Raw genomic sequence first — 21,157 nt, 5'->3', positions numbered from 1 at the left:
AAAAGAGCTATATCAACATAAAATTAATATACTAACATTTTATTCAAGCTCAACTTTAGTCGCTCCTGCTTCAATAAGTTTTTGCTTTATCTTTTCTGCTTCATCTTTAGAAAAATTAGCAGTCAAATCTTTAGGTAAAGACTCAACTAATTCTTTCGCTTCTTTTAAATTCAATGTAGAATTAACTTCCCTAATAGCTTTAATCACTCCTATTTTTTTGCTTGCATCAATCTCCTTGATTACAACTTTATATTCAGCTTTTTCCTGAGCAACAGGAGCATTAGCATTATCACTAATAGATACCCCAGCACTAATAGCCCCACCAAAAAAAGAACCACTAGGCAACCCTATTTTTTCTTCTAGCACTTTTACAAGTTCAGAAGCTTCCAATAGATTTAAAGATAATATTTTATCAACCAAATCACTTGTTACATTATTCATACTTACCACCATTTAACAACAAATTTATTTTTTAGAACTATAGTAATCCAAAACTCTCATAAGCCTCATAGAAGATGAATTAATAGACAATGCTAACCTAGCAGGAATGTCATAAGATATTAAACGCATAATTTTAACACGCAATTCATCCAGAGAGGGAAGCTTAGCCAATTTGTTAACATCTTCCACTGTTAATAATTCATTTATATGCGCCGCACAAATCACAGACATTTTTTCTTTGTTGGCATTAATAAAATCAACTATTAACTTTGCAGCTTCCACTATAGCACTAGAATATATAATAGCAACAGAACCAGAAAATTTACCTGATAAATAAGAAAATTTACCAGTCCTTTCCAAAGCCAAGCAAGCTAGAGTATTTTTAACTACTAACATCCCACCCATTACAGATTTTAGACTACTCCTAAGAATTAATGAATCGCTAACATTCATAGACTTGAAATTTACCAAAATTAAGAAATCATTATTTACAAACACATTCATTATGTTTTGTATAAATTCATCCTTATCTTTACGCTTCACAATTTCGCTCCCTTAAATTATATCTTCTACTTTGTTTATTTTATGAGCTTTACCCATAGTTGAATTTAAAAAAACGCTTTTAAAGTAAACTCCTTTCACAGAAGCAGGTTTATTGTCTCTGATTACTTTAAGAAAGGCTTTTAAATTTTCCAGCAAATCATCAACATCAAATTTAATACTTCCTAATTTACCGTGAATAACCCCATTTTTATCCGTCCTGAATTTTATTTGACCAGACTTAATGGTTTTAGTAGCTTCCACAATATCAGAAGTCACAGTACCAAATTTAGGGTTAGGCATCAGCCCTTTAGCACCCAATACTTTTGCAATAGGAGTGATTTTTGCCATGAAATCAGGAGTGGTGATGCACCAATCAACATTCAACTTTTTACCTTTTTTTATCTCTTCAACTAAATCTTCTCCTCCTGTAATATCAGCACCAGCTTTCTCAGCTTCTAATAAATGTTTATCTTGAGCAAAAACAGCTACTTTAATATTCTTCCCGATACCTTTGGGCAAAACTACCGTACCACGCACTTGCTCCTCAGATTTACGTGAATCCACACCCAAATTGACTGCGATATCAACTGATTCATTAAATTTTGCTGAAGCAGACTCAACAATCTTCTCCAAACACTGCTTAGGATTATCATTATATGTACTCATTTACCTAACCTTCCACAACTTCTATACCCATAGATTTTGCAGTGCCTATAACCATTTTCACTGCTGAATCTTCATTATCCACTTTCATATCAACCATCTTACACTTTGCCACTTTAATGATAGCAGACATAGACAATTTAGCTACCAATTCTTTACCAGAATTACCAGAACCTTTACTTAATTTAGCTTCCTGCTTAAGCAAATAAGATACAGGAGGACCACTGACAGTAAAGTCATGAGAGCGATCTTCCTTTATGGTAATTCTTACTGTTACTAAATCACCTACTCTATGACTAGCGTTAGCAGCACTAGTAGCTTTATTAAAAGCTTCACAAAATTTAGGAACAGGTATACCACGCGGGCCAAGTACTGAAGCAATTTTCGGTCCTGGAACTGCTTTCCCAGCTTCCATAAGTAAGTTAATCTTAGCAACTATATTACTCATAATTAATCCTCTATTTTCTCTACTTGAGCCAAATCAAGCTCTATTATTGTTGGCTTACCTAAGATTGATACTTCAACACTAATATTTTTTTTCTCGTCATTTACCATATCTACCTTACCAGTAAAATTTTGAAAAAGACCATCATTAATTTTTACTTTTTCACCTTTCTCATAACCATAGCTCAACTTCTTCGTTTCCTGAGCATTATAAAGCGCACTACACATCAAGCGAATCTCATTATCCTCAATCACCTTTGGAACATTACCATTCTTCAAAAATCCATAAACCTTAAGAGATTTTGGTATATTATTAACAAAATTTAATACCTCATCGCATAAATCCATGTATAAAAAGACATAACCGGGAAAGGACTTCCTTCGTTTAGCATTTTTTTTAGATTTTAAATCTATCTCACTTAATTCTTCACAAGGAATAAAAACACTATTAAAATAATTATTAATATTTAATCTCATAGAATTTTCTAGTATATATTGGCGCACTTTCTCTTCATAATTAGAGGCAACTCTTAAAATGTACCACTTATACCGATTAAATTCCTTGCGTTTTAAAATCACCTCATCATCTGAAATCATCTCAAAACGACCAGACTCATCACCACAAAACCCAGTCGTTTGATTCAAAATATCTCTACTTTCATCACACAGATGCATACATATATATACTTCACGCAACTCTTTTATATTAGATTTTACATCACATACTGTCTGATAAGGAATAAACACCTCCCTAAAGTAAAGAGTATTAGTTGCCAACTCGCATATATCCTTCTCATACCCGTAATCGACTTTAATGATATACCATTTATACCTATATTCCATAAATAATTCCAAATAAAGTCTTAATTATGCAAAGAGACATAAAATCCACGAAGCAAAAGAAAATCGAAAAGCATAATATAACAATTATTACAATAAACAGAGATGACAACACTTGCTGTTTTTTTATCCAAGCAATTCTTCTTATTTCTTGCTTTATATCGCAAAAAAAAACATACAGGTTTTTTAACATTTCTACCATAATACTAATGCAGGAGCGATAGGAATTGAACCTACAACCTCTGGTTTTGGAGACCAGTGCTCTACCAATTGAGCTACACTCCTATAATTCAAAGTTTACTCTAAAATTTCCGAAACAACGCCAGAACCAACAGTTCTACCACCTTCTCTTATCGCAAAACGCAATCCTTTATCCATTGCTATTGGTACTTGCAACTCCACTTCTATACTTACATTGTCCCCTGGCATTACCATCTCCTTTCCATCTAGCAATTTTATGCTGCCAGTTACATCCGTTGTCCTTAAGTAAAACTGTGGCTGATAATTTCCAAAAAATGGCGTATGCCTTCCTCCTTCTTCTTTCTTCAATATATACACCTCCGCATTAAATCTCTTATGCGGGGTTATTGTCCCTGGTTTTGCCAGTACTTGCCCTCTCTCCACTTCCTCTCTCTTTGTTCCTCTTAGGAGTATCCCTACATTGAGTCCTGCACTACCCTTATCTAGCAACTTCTTAAACATCTCAACACCAGTACATATCGTCTTTTGCGTCCCTCTCAGACCTATTATCTCTATCTCATCGCCCGTCTTTATCTCCCCCTTCTCTATTCTTCCTGTTACTACCGTCCCTCGGCCCGATATTGAAAATACATCTTCTATTGGTAACAAAAACGGCAAATCTATAGGCCTTGGAGGTACCGCCACATACTCATCTAACTTCTCCATCAATTTATCTATTGATTTCTTTCCATATTCACTACCGTCATCCTCTAATGCTTTTAACGCAGACCCAACTATCATAGGGACTTCATCACCTGGAAATCCATACTTACTCAGCAACTCTCTCACTTCCATTTCTACCAAATCTATCATATCAGCATCAGCAACATCAGCTTTATTTATATATACCACGATATATCCAACACCCACCTGTTTTGCCAGCAATATATGCTCTCTCGTTTGTGGCATCGGCCCATCAACCCCTGACACCACTAATATCGCTGCATCCATCTGTGCTGCACCTACTATCATATTCTTTACATAATCAGCATGTCCAGGACAATCAACGTGCGCATAGTGTCTCTTTTCTGTTTGATATTCAACATGCGCTGTTGCTATTGTTATCCCTCTCTTTCTTTCTTCTGGCGCTTTATCTATTTGATCATATGCTACAAAATTACCATAATGCTTTGTTATCGCCGCCGTTAACGTTGTCTTCCCATGATCCACATGTCCTATCGTTCCCACGTTTACATGCGGCTTTCCAAATGCTTCTACTATCGCTGTCATAATTATTAACCTTTAATTATACTTTAACTTTAACTCATCAACCACATATTGTGGCACCTGTTCATAACAAGAAAAATGCATACTATACTGAGCTCTTCCCTGAGATATAGAACGCAAAACATTTATATAACCAAACATATTTGCAAGAGGAACCGAAGCAGTAATTATTTTGCTATTATTACCTAAATCCAGCATATCAACAATACTACCTCTTCTACTATTTATATCACCCATAACATCACCCATATATTCTTCAGGAGTAATGATTTCTACTTTCATTATAGGTTCTAGCATTTTTGGACCAGCTTTATTTGCCATTTCCTTAAAAGCACCCTTGGCAGCAAGTTCAAAAGCCAAAGGACTAGAATCAACATCATGAAAAGCACCATCAAGAAGAGTAGCCTTAAAATCAATCAATGGAAAGCCAGAAATTATACCACCTTCCTTTATCAACTCTAAGCCATTTTGTACTCCAGGTATATACTCTTTTGGAATAGCACCGCCTACAATTTTACTTTCAAACTGAAAACCAAGACCAGGCTCAAGAGGTTCGAATTTTATTTTAACTTTAGCAAACTGACCAGCACCACCTGATTGTTTTTTATGAGTGTAATCAATTTCAACAGATTTAGTAATAGTTTCACGATATGCAACTTGAGGCGCACCAACGTTAGCTTCAACATTAAACTCGCGCTTCATTCTATCAATAATAATCTCAAGATGCAGCTCACCCATACCTTTCAATATAGTCTGCCCACTCTCCGCATTTACTGACATCCTTAAAGAAGGGTCTTCTGCAACCAATCTATTCAAAGCAACACCCAATTTTTCCTGATCTGAGGTAGTTTTCGGTTCTATAGCAGTTTCAATAACAGGATCAGGAAATTCCATACGCTCTAATAGTATAGGAAAATCAGATGAACATAAAGTATCACCAGTAATTGTTTTCTTTAACCCAACTAAGGCAACTATATCGCCAACTTTAGCCTCGTTTATATCTTCTCTGTTATTTGCATGCATAAGCAACATTCTACCAATTCCTTCGGTTTCATTCTTTCCAGCATTTAACACAGCAGATTTAGATTTTAACTTACCAGAATAAATACGAATAAACGTCAAGCTACCCACAAATTTATCCGTCATCACTTTGAATGCAAGAGCAACGAATCTCTCTTTTTCTGAAGGCTTGACCTCAATCTTCTTTTCTGAATCTTTAGGATCAGTTCCAATAATTACATCAACATCAATAGGAGAGGGTAAAAAATCAACCACACCATCTAAAAGAGATTGCACTCCTTTGTTTTTAAAAGCTGAACCACACAATACAGGAACAAACCTCCCTTTAATGGTCCCATTTCTCACACATTTTTTCAATAAATCAATCGGCAGATCGTTAGATTCAAAGTAAGTATTTATCGCCTCATCATCCATTTCAGCTGCAGCATCTAATAAAAGATTTCGATACTCTTGAGCCTTATCAAGCAAATCAGAAGGAATATCTTCATAAGAAAATTTAGCGCCTAATGTTTCTTCTTGCCATATAATAGCCTTCATAGAAATAAGATCGATTATGCCTTTAAAATCTTTCTCACTTCCTATTGGCAACTGAATAACCAAAGGTGATGCGCCAAGCTTTGTTTTTATCATATCGACACATCGATAAAAATTTGCCCCGATTCTATCCATTTTATTAACAAAACATATACGAGGAACGGTATATTTATCAGCTTGACGCCAAACCGTCTCAGACTGAGGCTCAACTCCAGCAACTCCATCAAATACAGCAACCGCACCATCCAAAACCCTCAAAGATCTCTCAACCTCAATAGTGAAATCAACATGACCAGGAGTATCTATTATATTAATCCTATGATCATTCCAAAAACATGTTGTTGCAGCAGAGGTAATTGTAATGCCACGCTCCTTCTCTTGCTCCATCCAATCCATAGAAGCCGCACCATCGTGCACTTCACCAATCCTATTCTGTTTACCAGTATAAAATAAAATACGCTCTGTTGTGGTGGTCTTGCCAGCATCTATATGAGCCATTATTCCTATATTTCTATACCTAGATATTAAAACTTCCATACCACAGTCAACCAGCTAATATTAAAAACGAAGGTGAGAAAATGCCTTATTAGCTTCAGCCATTCTATACTTTTCTTCACACATCTTAAACGCACCACCACATTTATTATAAGCATCTAATATTTCAGACTGCAAACAATAAATAGTAGTTCTACCGCTCTTTTTTCGAGTAGCAGAAGTTGCTCTAGCAATCCACCTTAATGCCAAAGAAATTGCTCTATCTTGACGAATTTCAACAGGAACTTGATAAGTTGCACCGCCAATACGCCGGGAGCGTACTTCTATAGAAGGGGTAACATTTTCCACCGCTGTTTCGAAGATTGATAAGGCATCTTCGCCTATTTTCTTTTCAGCTAAGGATAAAGCACTATAAGCAATCCTTTCTGCAACAGATTTTTTACCACATTTCATAATTATATTAATAAAACGCATAAGCAAGACACTACCATAACGAGAGTCAGGGCATGTTCTTTTTTTTGCTTTATTACGACGCGCCATAAATTTTAACCAGATTTCTTTACACCATATTTTGAACGAGCTTTCTTTCGATTTTGCACACCACGCAGATCAAGAGCACCTCTTATTATGTGATAACGTACACCCGGCAAATCCTTAACTCGCCCACCACGTATTAAAACAACGGAATGCTCTTGTAAATTATGACCTTCGCCAGGTATATAAGCCGTCACTTCACCGTATCCACTAATCTTCACTCTAGCTACCTTGCGTAGTGCTGAATTAGGCTTTCTAGGAGTTGTAGTATATACCTTAGTGCAAACACCCCTTCTTTGAGGATTGCATTTTCCCAAAGCCGGCACCTTCTTCTTGCGAGTTAACCTTGATCTACCCTTACATATTAATTGATTTATCGTAGGCATATACTGTAAATTTCAAACTCTGAAAACAAACAAGTCCTAGTTATAAAATAATAAACCTCAATAGTCAATATAAAAATAAACATTACTACTCTAATAATCTCAGCCTAATTACTTTAAAGGCTACCGATAATTATATGCTAAAGCGCATATTGGTTTTAATATTAAGAAATTATCACTTGCTGTGGTCGAATTAATATAGATATGGAACAAGTAATATACTGTGATAGCTATCAAAGAATATGCAGAAAATAATCCTTATAATGGAGCCAAGAGCTTCTAACATTAATGCAAAAATACCAACCGAATACCGGTAAAGCCAGATGATTTTTACAATCCTACTCTTGACACTTAGATTTAATGCAGCTACCCTAGCTTCAAAAGTCTATACTCAATTTTGCTGTTCTTGTATACAAGGAATACGTTCTTAGAATAATGAAAACAATCGGAGCCTTAATTAAAGAAGGGTCAAAGCTGCTATCACCACACGGAATTGAATCGCCATATTTGGATTGTGAAATAATCATGCAGTACGTACTTGGAGTAGAAAGATCATTTACAATCATGAATCACACCAATCATGTACCAAGAAACAAAGAACTTCTATTCTGGAATTTAACAAAAAAAAGAGCAGAAAGATATCCAATATCGCAAATAATAGGTAATCGTGAATTCTGGAGTAAAAATTTTATAGTTAACCAACATGTTCTAGATCCAAGACCAGATAGTGAGACAGTAATTTCAACAGTGTTAAAATATTACCAAAATAAGAAGCAAAAAATAAAAATTGCAGATTTTGGCACAGGTACAGGCTGTTTGTTGATCTCCATACTTAGTGAGTATGAATATGCTATTGGAGTTGGTTTTGAAAAAAGCCTGGAAGCATATAAAATTACCTACCAGAATACAAAGAAGCATAATCTTCTCAACAGAGCTAGAATATTTCCAAATTCGTGGACAGAATGTAGAGATTTATTTGATCTCATAATAAGCAATCCTCCATATATCAAAAGAAGCAAGTTAAAAGATCTGCAAGCTGAAGTACAAAAAGAGCCAAGAATTGCTCTTGATGGTGGTATCGATGGATTGAGCTGTTACCTGAGTATTTTTCCAATATTGAAAAAGTGCCTTAAAAAAGATGGGTTTGCGATACTGGAAATAGGCGAAGATCAAAGCAATATTGACAAAATAATACCCTTACATGGACTGGCTTTTCAGGAATACGTATACGACTTGGCTGGAATAAAAAGATGCATTGTTGTAAAGCAAGATAAAGAACATGACTAGTAGAACGCTAGCTTTCTAAGAACCTGTTCATAATACTAAGAAAAGTATAAAGTAAGAAATAGAGTGTATAAATTAGGATATATGAGGAGTGTATACCCAACCATACGCGTCAAGTTAAGGGAAAATGAGCAAATTTAGTGCACTCAAATTTGATATTCTTGTTTTTCTATATTTGTCTTTTAAGGAGAATTTTGACCAGGTTGAGGCGAGTTTTTTTTTGAGGAAAATTTGTATCTTACTGACTACACAATTTAATGTTAAGAATAGCTCTCTAACTTGCCTTTTAAGCTCAATAAATTCCTTTATTAGACTAAGTTCTGTACCCTTTTTTAGTTCTGTACAACCAACCATTCCATGAAATATAATAATTGCGCGCAATTTAGCGTATAGTTTACATAATACTCTGTATGGTTTTCCTTTAAATTCGTCAAGCCTGATGTGACTCTTATACAATTTAAATAATAATTCAATCTGCCATCTTACTCGGTAAATTATTAATACCTGCTCAGCACTAATTTTATTTTCTAGAACGTTAGTTATGAATATTAACCAATCCAGCAATTTTTGATTCTTTTGAGAAGATGTATATCCATTTGATTTTGCTAACCTATTAGCACTTCTTCTAATTATAGACTGTTCTTCAGTTAATTTTTGACATATAATTCTCACTTTAATTTTTATTTCTTTTCCTAACAGCACCTCATTTTCTAGAAACAATTTATCCTCTAAACATTCTAATAACTCTATTTTTTGATTTGTTTATATACCATATATGGTGGTATCAGATTTATAACGACTTATAAAATAAGCTCCGGCTTCATTGATTTGTTTAAAGGAACTTGGCACAAAATAACCCAAATCAGATATTAGTCAATCGTTGCTCGATATATTGCTTAAATGTCTTCTATACAACTGATCTGACCTTATTCCCTCAGTTATATTAAGCTGCTCTAATGTCTGGGTTAGGTAGTCAAAAACTAATTGTAACTTTATTCCATACTTAGTATTACTTTCATAACTACTGTAGCTATTACCATAACCTTTATATATATTTTCCATACCATTAGGTATGGCTGATATAGCTACTATCCAATAGCTTAACACTTCTAAAGTGCTTCAAAGTTCTGCAATCAACCTTTTAAGCTATTTTTAAATAAAACTAAAGACTCATTATACATTCTTTTCATAAATTCCACTGCTTCCTTGGTAAATCTAAAGTCCAGAACTTGCTTTGTTATATTTATCGAGTCTCCACTCAATAATTAACAAATTATCTCTATACTACAATTATCAATCCCTATATTACCCAAGACTATGGCTTTTACAAACGATGAGCCTTTTAGCTTCCTCTTTCTTTTTATGAATCCTGTTGTGGTTGAGATTTTATCTGCTTTTTCATTAAAAAATTCTTTGAGCTTTTTTGAGATGCAAACTATTCTTTTCATTGTATAAGTTCTCCATTTTGTTTGTTAAATTTAGAAGAATTTATATCTTCTTTTTCTTTTCTTTACACCAACTTTACCTCACTTCTTCTTAACTTTACACATATGGTATACCCAAGTGACATAAGTCGAGAGAAGTTTGAGATTATTTCACCAGATCTGGAGTCTTGTGACAAAAAACAAAACCAAGCAAACTTGATTTGCATGATATATTTTGCGGAGTGTTGTACGCCCTAAAAAGGGGTTATCAGTGGATGATGCTACCAAAAGAGTTTCCAAGACGGCGCAATTGTTATGATTATTTTAAAAATGGAGTGAAAAAGTAAAAGGAAATAAAAAAAAGTATTTTGGAGTGCATATTAAAAAATAGTTAGTGTAGTCCGACAAAACAATGTTTGGAAAGAAAAAACCAGCTTTTGCATAATTGACGCTCAGAGTGTAAAGAACGCAGACACTAATGAAGAAAAGGCTACGAATCTGGTAAAAAAATCTCAGGAATAAAATGCCATATTGCACAAGATATAGATGTTTGCTATTTATTCTTAAGATTATTTAAATAGCATTCTACTTTTTTTTAGTATATAGAGATTTTCTAGGAATTATTCTATTGAATTCTATGATACTGTCTTTTGTAACATTGTTATACATACCACAAGAGTGAACTGACGAAATTTGTAAAGGAGTTTTATGGCTTAGCTACATGATACTGACACTCAAGTAATTTTCATCAATGACGCAATTTGCTATGCCTATATCTCACATAGCTTACAACCTGCTTTACTCCTTTTACTTTTCTTGCAATTGCTATTACAGCTCTTAACTCCGCCTTATTTTGAGCTATACCCATCAAATAAACGACTCTATCAACTGTATTAACGCTATAATTAATTGATTTAATATTTCTTTTTCCTAGAAGCCTCGTGCTTATCTCTGCTGTTATCATACCATCCACAGCAACATCTAGCATAGAAGACATTTTAATTGGTGTGACTCTTATTTCATTTATCACTTCTTTAATCTCCTTTTGCTGCCAAGCTATTTTCTCTGCCATGAGTTGCTTTTCATGATTATCAACATTTCCAATGAGTAATACTCTTCCTTCACTCACTTTAACTTTTATAGATGAGAATAGTCCGTGTTTTAAGAGACCCTTATTGATTCTTATTACTATAGTTGTATCATCAATAACGTTTCCCAAGGATTTATCTTGCATTGTTATTGCTGTAGCCGCTGCAGTTGCTGTTACCACTATACCACTCACAAGAGTCGTACAGCCACTCTGTGTAATCAGAAAAATTGCGAGTAAGAAGCTTGCTATTAATCTCACTATTAATCTCCAGAGTTTAGAGCTTTTATTAAAGAATGTTAATAAGCTTTTTTGATTGTGTAAATACTATAAATTGAATAAGCCTTGAATATTTCTAAGACAGTACTTATCCTAATAATATTAGCTAAAGTAATTCAGGCTTAGACCCATAGTGGAGCTAACAAGTATTATAAGTTCGGTCTGTAGTATCTAATCTTTAAATTGCATAAGATGACAGAAGTGGTTATCTATAAGTTAATGAAGGGTTCTTGCGGATATGGCGAAATTGGTAGACGCGCCAGGTTTAGGTCCTGGTGAGCTTGCTCGTGGGGGTTCAAGTCCCTCTATCCGCACTTAAAGTCATGTAACTCAGGTTTTAAGAGAAAATTTATAATTACTAGGTGCACTTTTGTTTGTATAAGAACCTGTTCTTAAGGATTGTATTTAACTTAAATTCTGGTAAAATGGCTTTATTAAAACATAAATAAAATATTGATAACAGGTTGTAATGTCTAGTAATATAACTCAAAATGCAGTTGAAGCAGATACATTAAGTAGTGTATATACCTATAAGGAACTTAGTGTAGATAAACTAAAGTACAAGTATGAAATCACAGTTAGTAGTGATTATATAGAACAAAAAGTAAACTCTAGATTACAAGAAATAGCGAAGGATGCAAAACTGCCAGGATTTAGATCCGGAAAGATTCCTTACGATCTTGTTGTTACAAATTATAAAAACGAAGCTTTGGAATATGTGATAAAAGATACGATTGACTACTGCTCAAGTGATTTAATGAAAAAAATCGAAGTTAAGTCTCACATCCATCCCAAAGTTGATGTTATGTCATTACCAAACTTGGATAAAAAGGATGAAAAAGTCGACTTTCTGTACAAATTATCTTTTGAATCGATGCCAAAAGTGCCAGTAATAGATCTTGATAAAATAAAATTGAAGAAAGTTAGGTCAAAAATCAAAGAAGGAGACATAAAAGAATTTATTGATTCTATAAAAACAAAATTTCCTAACTTTGTCTCTGTTAACGATGCCTCTTATCAAGCAAAAAACGAGGATAAACTGATAATTGACTTTGAAGGGCGAATTAGAAATAAGCTCTTTCAAGGTGGAAGTGGCAAAAATTTTACTGTTAATTTAGGTTCTGGAACATTTATAAATGGTTTTGAAGATCAATTAATTGGCATGAAAAAAGGGGAAATAAAGAGCTTTAAGTTGAGATTTCCTGAAGATTATCAGGTAATTTCCCTTGCGGGGCAGGAGGCTGCTTTTTCTGTTCGAATCAATGATATTCAGATTGCCAAAGATTTTCAAAGTGATGATGAAATAGCTAGGAGAATTGGTTTTGAAGATCATTCTTTGCTAATAAATCATGTAAAAGAAGTAATTGATAATCAGTGTAAAGAAATGGGAGATCTCTTAATCAAGAAAGAGCTATTTGATTGTTTGGATACTAGTTATAGTTTTGATTTGCCTGTAGAAGTAGTAGAACAGGAACAGCAGAGAGTGGAAAGAGAGTTAAATGCTAAAGATGATTCTTGTAAAAAAGCTGAAAGACGCGTAAAGCTTGCAATGCTATTTATGGAGTTCAGTAAAGAACATAAAATATCATTAACTCAAAGTGATATTATGAATGTTATTGTAAATCAATATGTCAGTAAAGATGTATCATTTGACAGAGTATTCAAACATTTTAAATCAGACAGACAATTTCAGGAATTAGTTAGAGGGCAAGCGCTTGAGTATAAAGTTACAGATTATATGATAGAAAAAGCTAGTAAAGAGGAACAGATTGTTTCTGTGAAAGAATTAAAGGAATTATTTGATAATATTTGATAGGAAAAGGTATGACTCTTATACCAATTGTAGTTGAACAAACTAGTCGCGGTGAGCGGTCTTATGACATATATTCAAGGCTAGTAAAAGAAAGAATAATTTTCGTAACTGGCCCTATTGAAGACAACATGGCCAGCGTAATAGTAGCACAGCTTTTATTTTTAGAATCGGAAAATCCCGATAAAGACATTTGTATGTATATTAACTCACCAGGTGGTGTTGTAACTGCTGGTTTATCGATCTACGATACAATGCAGTATATAAATCCAGACGTTTCAACTTTGTGTATAGGTCAAGCTGCATCTATGGGTTCTTTATTGCTTACAGCTGGTGCAGAGGGTAAACGTTACTCGCTACCTCATTCAAGAATTATGATACATCAGCCATCTGGTGGTTATCATGGGCAAGCAACTGATATAGAAATACATGCTAATGAAATTTTGCGAGTTAAGAAAAAATTAAATCAAATTTATGAAAAACATACAGGAAATTCACTAAAGAAAATTGAAGAAATGATGGAAAGAGATAAATTCATGGATCCTGAAGAAGCAATGAAAACTGGCTTAATTGACAGAGTAATAGCTGAGCGTAAAGATATGAAGATTGAAAATATTAAAGTTAAACAAAAGGTAGTTTAATGGATAACAATAATGATTTACACTACTGTTCTTTTTGTAACAAGGCACAAAACGAAGTAGATAAATTGATTACTAACTCTTCAGATGGTTTAAAGGTGTTCATTTGTAATGAATGCATAGAGTTATCCCATAAAGCAATAAGTCAAAAGAAAGAGAGAGCTTTTAATTCAGATCACATATCTGATATGAAGCTATTACTAAAGAAACCTGAAGATATAAAAAATTTTCTTAGTAAGCATGTTGTAGGTCAGGAACATGCGCAACACGTTTTATCTGTGGCTATGTATAACCATTGTCAATCCATGGTGCAACTTCATTCTATAAGTGATATTGAAATTGAGAAGTCAAATATAATGCTTATTGGCCCTACTGGTTCTGGTAAGACTTTGCTAGCAAAAACACTTGCTAAAGTTTCAGATGTGCCATTTGCTATGGCCGATGCGACAACTTTGACTGAGGCAGGTTATGTGGGTGATGATGTAGAAAGCGTGTTGTCACGTCTATTACAAGCTGCAAATTATGATGTTGCAAAGGCACAGCATGGTATAGTATTTATCGATGAAATAGACAAGATCACAAAAAAGTCTGAAAGCTCTTCAATAACCCGTGATGTTTCAGGTGAAGGGGTCCAACAAGCTCTGCTAAAAATCATGGAAGGTACGGTTGCTTATGTTCCTCCACAAGGAGGGAGAAAACATCCGCAACAAGAGTTTGTACAAGTAGACACTAGTAAAATACTATTTATTTGTGGAGGAGCTTTTGAAGGCCTAAATAAAATTATTGAGGCAAGAAAAAAGGGCACATCAGTTGGCTTTGGCGCGGATATAAGTCAGTCTAAAGCACAAAAGAAAAAAAATGCTTTACACGACACTCAACCTGAGGACTTAATCAAATTCGGTTTGATACCCGAATTTGTAGGACGGGTTCCAATAACTGCTGTTCTAGATGAGCTGGATCACGAGGATTTAATACATGTGTTGACAGAACCAAGAAATGCGCTAGTAAAACAATATAAAGCATTGCTTGCATTTAGTAAAGTAAACCTTGAGTTTTCAGATGAAGCAATATCAGCTATTGCTAAAAAAGCTATAAGCTATAAAACAGGTGCAAGGATGTTACGTGCTATCTTAGAGTCACTTTTGCTTGATGTTATGTATATATCCGGCAACGGAGGTTTTGAAGGTAGCACTATAACGGTTACTAAGAAAATGGTAGAATTAGGCAAAGCGACGATTAATCATCATAATAAGGGTAGTGTTATAACGGTTAATGATTAATTTGAGGCATATATTATGAGTATTGGACGTGCTGTAAACTTTAATTCTGCTGTATTACCAGTATTACCTCTAAGAGACGTAGTAATTTTTCCAAATATAATGTTGCCTTTATTCGTAGGTAGAGAAAAATCTGTTCATGCATTAGAGTATGCAATAAGTAGCAGTAGTCACCAAAACGAGATTTTTCTCATAGCACAAAAAGATGGTTCTGTTGATAATCCAGAGCCAGAGAATCTTTATGAAGTAGGCGTGTTAGCAAATATTATACAACCATTAATAAAACTGCCTGACAATGCGGTAAAAGTCATGGTTCACGGGGTAAGAAGGGGAAGAGTTATAGAATATATTAGCTCTCACACTTTCTTAGAGGCCAGAGTAGAGTTGGATAGTCATTATGAGTATGGAGAAAATGAAGATAATATTGATTTAGAAGCCTTAAGGCGTTCTGTTATAGATGCATTCGACAATTGGTGTAAACTAAGCAAGAAAAGTCGGTCCGAGATTATTATTGACCCCATTGATCAAGTTAAAGAGGTTAATCAAATTGTGGATATGATAGCTTCGCACTTAAATATAAAGGTATCAGACAAGCAAAACATACTTGAAGTTTATAACCCAAAAGAGCGTTTAAAAAAAGTTTTTGCTCTTATTGAGAGAGAAATAAGTATTTTGAGTGCACAAAACCGCTTGTATAAGACAATCAAATCACAGATTGAAAGTACTCAAAGAGTTTACTACCTTAATGAGCAATTAAAAGCTATACAGAAAGAATTAGGTGAGTTTGAAAATGGAGATGAAGGGAATATACTCAATGAATTTGAAAAAAAGATAAATGAAACAAAGCTTTCTGAGGAAGCAAAAGAGAAAGCCATAACTGACTTAAAGAGATATAAGAAAATGAATCCTATTTCTCCTGAGGCAACAGTTATATCTAGTTACTTGCATTGGTTGCTTGATTTACCATGGAGAAAGTACAAAGATGCAAAAATTAACTTAAATGCCGCTAAAAAAATCTTAGATGAGAATCATTATGGCATAGAGAAAGTAAAAGATAGAATAATAGAATTTTTAGCAGTATTAAAGAGAGTAAAAGAGATAAGGGGTCCTATACTTTGCTTAGTTGGACCACCTGGTGTTGGTAAAACTTCTTTAGCTAAGTCTATGGCAAAAGCAGTAGGAAGAGATTTTGTTCGCATATCTCTTGGTGGTATACGTGATGAGTCTGAAATACGAGGACACAGGAAAACTTATATTGGCTCAATGCCTGGTAAAATCATTCAACACATGAAAAAAGCTAATTCATGTAACCCGCTTTTCCTTCTTGATGAAATAGATAAGATGGGTTCTGACTCGCGTGGTGATCCTGCATCTGCATTACTTGAGGTTTTGGATACTGAGCACAATAAACATTTTACAGATCATTACTTGGAGGTTGAGTTTGATCTTTCAAGTGTAATGTTTGTAGCAACAGCAAATAGCTTAAATTTACCGCATCCTTTGCGTGATAGGATGGAAATTATACAATTATCTGGGTATACCGAAGACGAGAAGATCAGTATTGCTATACATCACCTTATTCCAAAATTAAAAAAAGAGCATGGTTTGCATCAGAAGGAGTGGGAAATAACCAATGAAGCATTGTACGAGTTGATACGTTTATATACACGTGAAAGCGGCGTGCGAAGCATGGAAAGGGAACTTGAAAAACTAATGAGAAAAGCAGTTAAAGCAATATTAACTGATAAAAATAAGAAAATATCCGTAGAGATTGGTAATTTACAGGATTATCTAGGGGTACGTAAGTATACCTTTGGCATTGCAGAAAATGAGAGTTTGGTAGGGATAGTAACTGGTCTTGCCTATACTGAAACAGGTGGTGATATTTTGATGATAGAGTCAGTCCTAATTCCTGGTAAGGGGGAGATAAAATATACAGGAAAGCTTGGAGAAGTTATGCAAGAGTCTATAAAAGCTGCGTATAGTTATGTGCGATCAAATTGTTTATTTTTCGGTATAAAGCCCAAAAAATTCCAAAATAATGATATACATTTGCATGTACCTGAAGGTGCTGTGCCAAAAGATGGTCCCTCTGCTGGCAGTGCAGTATGTACATCTATTGTTTCTCTCATGACAAATATACCAGTTAACAAAAGTGTTGCTATGACAGGCGAAGTAACATTGCGCGGTAGAGTTTTGGCTATCGGGGGCTTGAGAGAAAAATTGCTTGCTGCGCTAAGAGGATCAATCAAAACTGTGATTATACCAAGTGAAAATGAGAAAGATATACAGGAGATTCCCGCAAATATTAAAGAAGGGATCAACGTAATTTTTGTTAAGAATATTGATGAAGTTATAAAAATTGCTTTAACTCGCCCTATTACTTCAATTGATGGTGATAGTCAAAATATTCTACCTTCCTCCATAGAAAATAAAGATAGTAGCTTCTCTGAGTTAGAAACATTAAAGCACTAAATTGAAAAGTTTTATGCAATTTTCGTTTCTTTTTTTTCAACCTCAAAGCTCTGGTTTGAATACATCAATTACAAGTAACATATACGGCAATTTCATAAGTTCATTTTTCAAGCATATATTGCAATATCTCACTAGCAATTGCAATATCTTGGCGTGGGGTTTTGCCATGTTCTATAAACACTGAGATTGCATAGCGCGGATCATGGTAGGGGCCATAAGCGATAAATAATTTATGACTTTCACCTTTAGAGTTTATCTCTGGTGTACCGGTTTTGCCAGCAATTTGTATACTGCCTAGTCCTTTTCTATAGTTAGCATTCACCACGTCAAGCATAGCTTTTCGAACCACACTAAGATGCTCATGATTCACATCAATATCAAGAAAGTCTTGCCCTGGTTTACTCATCTCAATGTGGGGAATTACCTCCTTTCCTGTTGCAACCCTCGCTGCAAGAACCGCAAGCTGTAGTGGTGTTGTAAGTAAATACCCTTGTCCTATAACTAAGTTAATGGTGTCACCTAAATACCACTCTGAATATAGCTTGCGTGCACGCCAATCCACATCAGGCAACAATCCAGGAGCTTCTTCCTTAAACATTCCAATGAATGGTCCACTTCCTATACCAAATTTGCTAGCCATTTCTAGTAGAGAATCTACATTTATTTTTTTTCCTATATTATAAAAGTAAGTGTTGCATGATAAGGCCATTGCCTCGTTTAAAGATACATATCCATGGACTTTGCTTTTTAGGCAACGAAATTTTCGTTCACCTATTTTCATATATCCCCTACACGAGAACCTTTCTTCTGGTGTTATTATTCCATCTTTTAAACCCGCAAGCGCATCTATTATTTTAAATATTGAACCAGGTGGAATTTGATATGATAATGCACGGTTTACAAGCGGTAATGAAGGATTGTTTAAATTTTTCCAAGTTTCATTTGATAATCTGCTAGTGAAAAGATTATTATCGTAAGAAGGTGAATTATATAATGCTAAAATTTCTCCGTTATTTACATCAATTACCACTGTGGAACCTTGGTGGTCTTTAAATATCTCTGCAATTTTCTCCTGTAAATCAATATCAATTGTCAACTGTATATCTTGTCCGTCCTGCTGCGGTATGCTAGATAACTCTCTCATGATACGCTTCTTAGAATTTATTTCCTGCTCAGATTTTCCGGTCTTGCCTTTTAATACATGATCATATGTATATTCAATTCCACTAACCCCTGCTTCATTTATGTCTTGCTGTCTTTTTGTATATCCTATTATATGAGAACATATCGAACCAAACGGGTAATAACGTTTATAAAGAGCAGTTATTTTTGTATCTGATGATTTTGTTAAATCAGGTTTAATTTCTGATAACATCTGCAAATCAACTTCCCTAGTAAAGGTTTTCTGCCCATCAAATAAGACAATATACGAAATTTTGTTTACTGCGAGTTCAACACTATTCCTATCCAAAATCCTACCTCGTTTAGGCACAATAGTAACAACTTTTATCCTATTATTATCGGATAGCACTTCATATTTTTGTCTATCTCGTACTTGTAAAGTATACAACCTATAACTAAAAATAGCAGAAATAGTAAGCTGAATACCACCTAATATGAATGCCCTGCGGTTGAAGACCTTGTTTTTTGTCCACATAGAATTCCTTTAGAATGCATTTCCTCTCCTTATTGGCATATTTGTAGATTTAACCACATCACAAATCCTCTTTTCCCAATCACTTAAGGTAACAAGCTCATAACCCCATTTTTTTAGTATTTTAATAATCTGAGGTAAAGCTTCAACTGTATTTGATTTGTTATCGTGATCATGCAACAATATAATTGCTCCATTATGTACATTGCTTAAAACTCTTTCAACCAGAATCTCTGATTTATCGCCTTGCCAGTCCAGAGAATCAACTGTCCACATTATGGAATATATATTTAATCGATTAGTATTTTCGATTAAATTATCATTGTAACATCCATATGGTGGACGAAACCATTTTACATTCTGTTCTGTTGCATTTTTAATTGCCACATTTGTCTTTTCCAGTTCTTGCAATTGCTCCTCACTTGAAAGTGATGTCAACTTCCTATGCGACCAAGAATGATTACCTAATTCATGACCTGCTTTATGGATTTTGTTTACTATTTCAGATGTTTTTTTATTTATACGCTCACCAAGCACAAAAAATGTCGCTTTTGCTTTATTGCTCTCCAGAATATTAATAATATCTCCTGCTCTATTATAAGAAGGTCCATCATCAAACGTAAGTGCAACGAACTTATCTTTGTTATTCAATAATTTCTTTATATTACTTAAACTTCTATATGATAGATCCAAATCACAACTGAGCCCACGATATGGTAAGTTAAAGTTACAATCACTACAGAAAACTGCGCTTGAATATAGCAAAAGAAGAGCGATTGTCCTCATAAAAATATATAATCAGTAGAGTGGTAGAGTACTACACTTTTTTGCTAAATTAAACCACTTTTAACAGCTACTATTTACTTCGTTACTTTGTCAATATACTATATTAATAACTTTATATAATATAGTATGATTGCAAATATAAATACCGTTGCACTTCAGGGAACCAGCTCAGTAAATGTTAATGCACAAATTCACATGGCAAATGGTATTCCAGCTTTTAAAGCAACAAGGACAACATTGCAAATTTAGAGTTCAAAAGGGTTATTCCTCGAGAACTACTAAGTCAGAAAGCTGGCGCTGAATTTGTATATAATTTTGATCTTGGAGGTTTTTATGAATAATAGTGAGAAAAAAGAAAAATTGGAAACTCGTATTCTATCAAGTAGAGGAAGATCTTTACTTGACCATGAGCTATTGGAACGTAATCTATCTGCTTGTACAGAAGGAAGAGAAGTCGCCAAAAGGCTAATGGAGCTTTTTAGTAGTTTGGGAAGGGTAATTAATTCTGATTTTTATGAGCTAAAAAATGTTACAGGAATGAACGATGGAGCAATAGCAAGTATCTTTTGTCTAAAAGAGATTTTTGATATGATACTGAAAGGTAAGTTAAAAAAGCTGTCGATTCTTGATAATAGAGAAGAGCTGCTAAAATACTTTAAAGCAGCAATAGGGCAGTCACGAAAGGAAAGCTTACGAGTGGTATACTTAGATCGAAGTGGTCATTTAATATATGAGTAGATTCAAGATTATGGAACTATAGACAGAGTACCTCTATTATATGTGAGGGAAATAATAAAGCAGTGGTTACTGATTGACGCAGCATCTGTTGCAACTTCACACACTCATCCAAGTGGAGATATAGAACCGTCAAAGGAGGATGAGGATAACACACTTACATTAGCTGCAACTTGTGAAAATGTAGGAATGAAATTGATAGATCATATAATCGTAACACAGAAAAGCCACTTTAGTTTTTATGAAAGTGGTTTATTGTAATCTGTAGACCGGAAGGAAAGTTCTCTAGCTTTCCTTCTTTTTTTTTCACTTCATAAATTAAAAAATTCAATATAAGCTTGAAC

Annotated in this window: 20 protein-coding genes, 2 tRNA genes and 3 pseudogenes; 10 read left to right on the top strand and 15 right to left on the bottom strand. The window is 34.3% G+C overall.

Features of this window, described 5'->3' with window-relative positions:
• Nucleotides 1-39: 39 nt before the first annotated feature.
• The 11 genes from rplL to rpsL form a co-directional block, all read right to left on the bottom strand.
• Nucleotides 40-441 carry a 50S ribosomal protein L7/L12 gene (rplL, locus tag wTpre_RS05265; RefSeq protein ID WP_068652492.1) on the bottom strand — a complete coding sequence of 134 codons (402 nt, stop codon included), beginning with the start codon at nt 439-441 and terminating at the stop codon, nt 40-42.
• Between the two features lie 24 nt (nt 442-465).
• Nucleotides 466-984, bottom strand: coding sequence for a 50S ribosomal protein L10 (rplJ, locus tag wTpre_RS05260; protein WP_068652490.1), 519 nt, complete (start codon nt 982-984; stop codon nt 466-468).
• A gap of 12 nt (nt 985-996) precedes the next feature.
• Nucleotides 997-1,650 carry a 50S ribosomal protein L1 gene (gene rplA, locus wTpre_RS05255; RefSeq protein WP_068652488.1) on the bottom strand — a complete coding sequence of 218 codons (654 nt, stop codon included), beginning with the start codon at nt 1,648-1,650 and terminating at the stop codon, nt 997-999.
• Between the two features lie 4 nt (nt 1,651-1,654).
• The gene (rplK, locus tag wTpre_RS05250) at nt 1,655-2,095 is read right to left on the bottom strand and encodes a 50S ribosomal protein L11 (RefSeq protein ID WP_068652486.1); all 441 of its coding nucleotides are present in this window, start codon (nt 2,093-2,095) and stop codon (nt 1,655-1,657) included.
• A 2-nt stretch (nt 2,096-2,097) separates the two neighbouring features.
• Nucleotides 2,098-2,934, bottom strand: a complete 837-nt coding sequence (gene nusG, locus wTpre_RS05245; protein ID WP_068652484.1) for a transcription termination/antitermination protein NusG — start codon at nt 2,932-2,934, stop codon at nt 2,098-2,100.
• Nucleotides 2,924-3,124 carry a preprotein translocase subunit SecE gene (gene secE / locus wTpre_RS05240; protein WP_245609420.1) on the bottom strand — a complete coding sequence of 67 codons (201 nt, stop codon included), beginning with the start codon at nt 3,122-3,124 and terminating at the stop codon, nt 2,924-2,926. Before secE ends, nusG begins: the two co-directional genes overlap by 11 nt.
• 19 nt (nt 3,125-3,143) lie before the next feature.
• Nucleotides 3,144-3,216: transfer RNA gene (locus wTpre_RS05235), tRNA-Trp, on the bottom strand.
• A 12-nt stretch (nt 3,217-3,228) separates the two neighbouring features.
• On the bottom strand, nt 3,229-4,401 hold the full coding sequence (gene tuf, locus wTpre_RS05230) for an elongation factor Tu (protein WP_068651682.1): 1,173 nt from the start codon (nt 4,399-4,401) through the stop codon (nt 3,229-3,231).
• A gap of 12 nt (nt 4,402-4,413) precedes the next feature.
• Nucleotides 4,414-6,489 (bottom strand): elongation factor G, encoded by a 2,076-nt coding sequence (gene fusA / locus wTpre_RS05225; protein WP_068652480.1) that lies wholly within the window; start codon nt 6,487-6,489, stop codon nt 4,414-4,416.
• Between the two features lie 21 nt (nt 6,490-6,510).
• Nucleotides 6,511-6,987 (bottom strand): 30S ribosomal protein S7, encoded by a 477-nt coding sequence (gene rpsG / locus wTpre_RS05220; protein ID WP_068652478.1) that lies wholly within the window; start codon nt 6,985-6,987, stop codon nt 6,511-6,513.
• 5 nt (nt 6,988-6,992) lie between these two features.
• Complete coding sequence (gene rpsL, locus wTpre_RS05215) at nt 6,993-7,367, bottom strand: 30S ribosomal protein S12 (protein ID WP_068652476.1); 375 nt, start codon at nt 7,365-7,367, stop codon at nt 6,993-6,995.
• 432 nt (nt 7,368-7,799) lie between these two features.
• On the opposite strand from rpsL, the gene prmC reads away from it, so the two are divergent.
• Nucleotides 7,800-8,651, top strand: a complete 852-nt coding sequence (gene prmC, locus wTpre_RS05210) for a peptide chain release factor N(5)-glutamine methyltransferase (protein ID WP_068652474.1) — start codon at nt 7,800-7,802, stop codon at nt 8,649-8,651.
• A gap of 114 nt (nt 8,652-8,765) precedes the next feature.
• Here the strand turns inward: prmC and wTpre_RS05205 are convergent.
• Nucleotides 8,766-10,096, bottom strand: a pseudogene (locus tag wTpre_RS05205) (IS4 family transposase).
• A 191-nt stretch (nt 10,097-10,287) separates the two neighbouring features.
• Here wTpre_RS05205 and wTpre_RS07325 point away from each other — a divergent pair.
• A pseudogene (locus tag wTpre_RS07325) lies at nt 10,288-10,419 on the top strand (transposase); the annotation flags it as partial.
• Between the two features lie 94 nt (nt 10,420-10,513).
• Nucleotides 10,514-10,614, top strand: a pseudogene (locus tag wTpre_RS07420) (IS5/IS1182 family transposase); the annotation flags it as partial.
• A gap of 206 nt (nt 10,615-10,820) precedes the next feature.
• Here the strand turns inward: wTpre_RS07420 and wTpre_RS05190 are convergent.
• A complete protein-coding gene (locus wTpre_RS05190; protein ID WP_068652472.1) occupies nt 10,821-11,420 on the bottom strand; it encodes a BON domain-containing protein in 600 nt (199 codons plus the stop codon).
• Between the two features lie 250 nt (nt 11,421-11,670).
• On the opposite strand from wTpre_RS05190, the gene wTpre_RS05185 reads away from it, so the two are divergent.
• The 5 genes from wTpre_RS05185 to lon all read left to right on the top strand — a co-directional run bounded on the left by wTpre_RS05185 (nt 11,671) and on the right by lon (nt 17,638).
• A tRNA-Leu gene (locus wTpre_RS05185) sits at nt 11,671-11,752 on the top strand.
• A gap of 155 nt (nt 11,753-11,907) precedes the next feature.
• Entirely contained in the window at nt 11,908-13,251 is a 1,344-nt protein-coding gene (tig, locus tag wTpre_RS05180) for a trigger factor (protein ID WP_068652470.1), read from the top strand.
• Between the two features lie 11 nt (nt 13,252-13,262).
• Complete coding sequence (gene clpP, locus wTpre_RS05175) at nt 13,263-13,889, top strand: ATP-dependent Clp endopeptidase proteolytic subunit ClpP (RefSeq protein WP_068652682.1); 627 nt, start codon at nt 13,263-13,265, stop codon at nt 13,887-13,889.
• Complete coding sequence (clpX, locus tag wTpre_RS05170) at nt 13,889-15,166, top strand: ATP-dependent Clp protease ATP-binding subunit ClpX (protein ID WP_068652468.1); 1,278 nt, start codon at nt 13,889-13,891, stop codon at nt 15,164-15,166. Before clpP ends, clpX begins: the two co-directional genes overlap by 1 nt.
• Nucleotides 15,167-15,181: 15 nt before the next feature.
• Nucleotides 15,182-17,638, top strand: a complete 2,457-nt coding sequence (gene lon / locus wTpre_RS05165; protein WP_068652466.1) for an endopeptidase La — start codon at nt 15,182-15,184, stop codon at nt 17,636-17,638.
• A gap of 100 nt (nt 17,639-17,738) precedes the next feature.
• Here the strand turns inward: lon and wTpre_RS05160 are convergent, their stop codons facing one another.
• Both wTpre_RS05160 and wTpre_RS05155 read right to left on the bottom strand, forming a co-directional pair.
• Nucleotides 17,739-19,295: a penicillin-binding transpeptidase domain-containing protein gene (locus wTpre_RS05160; protein WP_068652463.1), complete on the bottom strand. Its 1,557-nt coding sequence runs from the start codon at nt 19,293-19,295 to the stop codon at nt 17,739-17,741.
• A 9-nt stretch (nt 19,296-19,304) separates the two neighbouring features.
• Entirely contained in the window at nt 19,305-20,078 is a 774-nt protein-coding gene (locus tag wTpre_RS05155) for a polysaccharide deacetylase family protein (protein ID WP_245609419.1), read from the bottom strand.
• Between the two features lie 333 nt (nt 20,079-20,411).
• Between wTpre_RS05155 and wTpre_RS07070 the strand changes: the two genes are divergently transcribed.
• Both wTpre_RS07070 and wTpre_RS07065 read left to right on the top strand, forming a co-directional pair.
• Complete coding sequence (locus tag wTpre_RS07070; RefSeq protein ID WP_245609418.1) at nt 20,412-20,816, top strand: JAB domain-containing protein; 405 nt, start codon at nt 20,412-20,414, stop codon at nt 20,814-20,816.
• Entirely contained in the window at nt 20,817-21,074 is a 258-nt protein-coding gene (locus tag wTpre_RS07065) for a JAB domain-containing protein (RefSeq protein ID WP_369665143.1), read from the top strand. It begins immediately after the preceding gene.
• Nucleotides 21,075-21,157 lie beyond the last annotated feature (83 nt).

It is taken from the genome of Wolbachia endosymbiont of Trichogramma pretiosum (assembly GCF_001439985.1).
Lineage (GTDB): Bacteria > Pseudomonadota > Alphaproteobacteria > Rickettsiales > Anaplasmataceae > Wolbachia.
The sequence above is the reverse complement of the archived record's forward strand: the minus strand, read 5'-3'. Positions and strand labels throughout refer to the sequence as shown.

Excerpts from the sequence above, each read along its gene's own strand:
- rplL (WP_068652492.1), bottom strand. The coding sequence starts at position 441 with ATGAATAATGTAACAAGTGATTTGGTTGATAAAATATTATCTTTAAAT.
- rplA (WP_068652488.1), bottom strand. The coding sequence starts at position 1,650 with ATGAGTACATATAATGATAATCCTAAGCAGTGTTTGGAGAAGATTGTT.
- rplK (WP_068652486.1), bottom strand. The coding sequence starts at position 2,095 with ATGAGTAATATAGTTGCTAAGATTAACTTACTTATGGAAGCTGGGAAA.
- nusG (WP_068652484.1), bottom strand. The coding sequence starts at position 2,934 with ATGGAATATAGGTATAAATGGTATATCATTAAAGTCGATTACGGGTAT.
- secE (WP_245609420.1), bottom strand. The coding sequence starts at position 3,124 with ATGTTAAAAAACCTGTATGTTTTTTTTTGCGATATAAAGCAAGAAATA.
- tuf (WP_068651682.1), bottom strand. The coding sequence starts at position 4,401 with ATGACAGCGATAGTAGAAGCATTTGGAAAGCCGCATGTAAACGTGGGA.
- fusA (WP_068652480.1), bottom strand. The coding sequence starts at position 6,489 with ATGGAAGTTTTAATATCTAGGTATAGAAATATAGGAATAATGGCTCAT.
- rpsG (WP_068652478.1), bottom strand. The coding sequence starts at position 6,987 with ATGGCGCGTCGTAATAAAGCAAAAAAAAGAACATGCCCTGACTCTCGT.
- rpsL (WP_068652476.1), bottom strand. The coding sequence starts at position 7,367 with ATGCCTACGATAAATCAATTAATATGTAAGGGTAGATCAAGGTTAACT.
- prmC (WP_068652474.1), top strand. The coding sequence starts at position 7,800 with ATGAAAACAATCGGAGCCTTAATTAAAGAAGGGTCAAAGCTGCTATCA.
- tig (WP_068652470.1), top strand. The coding sequence starts at position 11,908 with ATGTCTAGTAATATAACTCAAAATGCAGTTGAAGCAGATACATTAAGT.
- clpP (WP_068652682.1), top strand. The coding sequence starts at position 13,263 with ATGACTCTTATACCAATTGTAGTTGAACAAACTAGTCGCGGTGAGCGG.
- clpX (WP_068652468.1), top strand. The coding sequence starts at position 13,889 with ATGGATAACAATAATGATTTACACTACTGTTCTTTTTGTAACAAGGCA.
- lon (WP_068652466.1), top strand. The coding sequence starts at position 15,182 with ATGAGTATTGGACGTGCTGTAAACTTTAATTCTGCTGTATTACCAGTA.
- wTpre_RS05160 (WP_068652463.1), bottom strand. The coding sequence starts at position 19,295 with ATGTGGACAAAAAACAAGGTCTTCAACCGCAGGGCATTCATATTAGGT.
- wTpre_RS05155 (WP_245609419.1), bottom strand. The coding sequence starts at position 20,078 with ATGAGGACAATCGCTCTTCTTTTGCTATATTCAAGCGCAGTTTTCTGT.
- wTpre_RS07070 (WP_245609418.1), top strand. The coding sequence starts at position 20,412 with ATGAATAATAGTGAGAAAAAAGAAAAATTGGAAACTCGTATTCTATCA.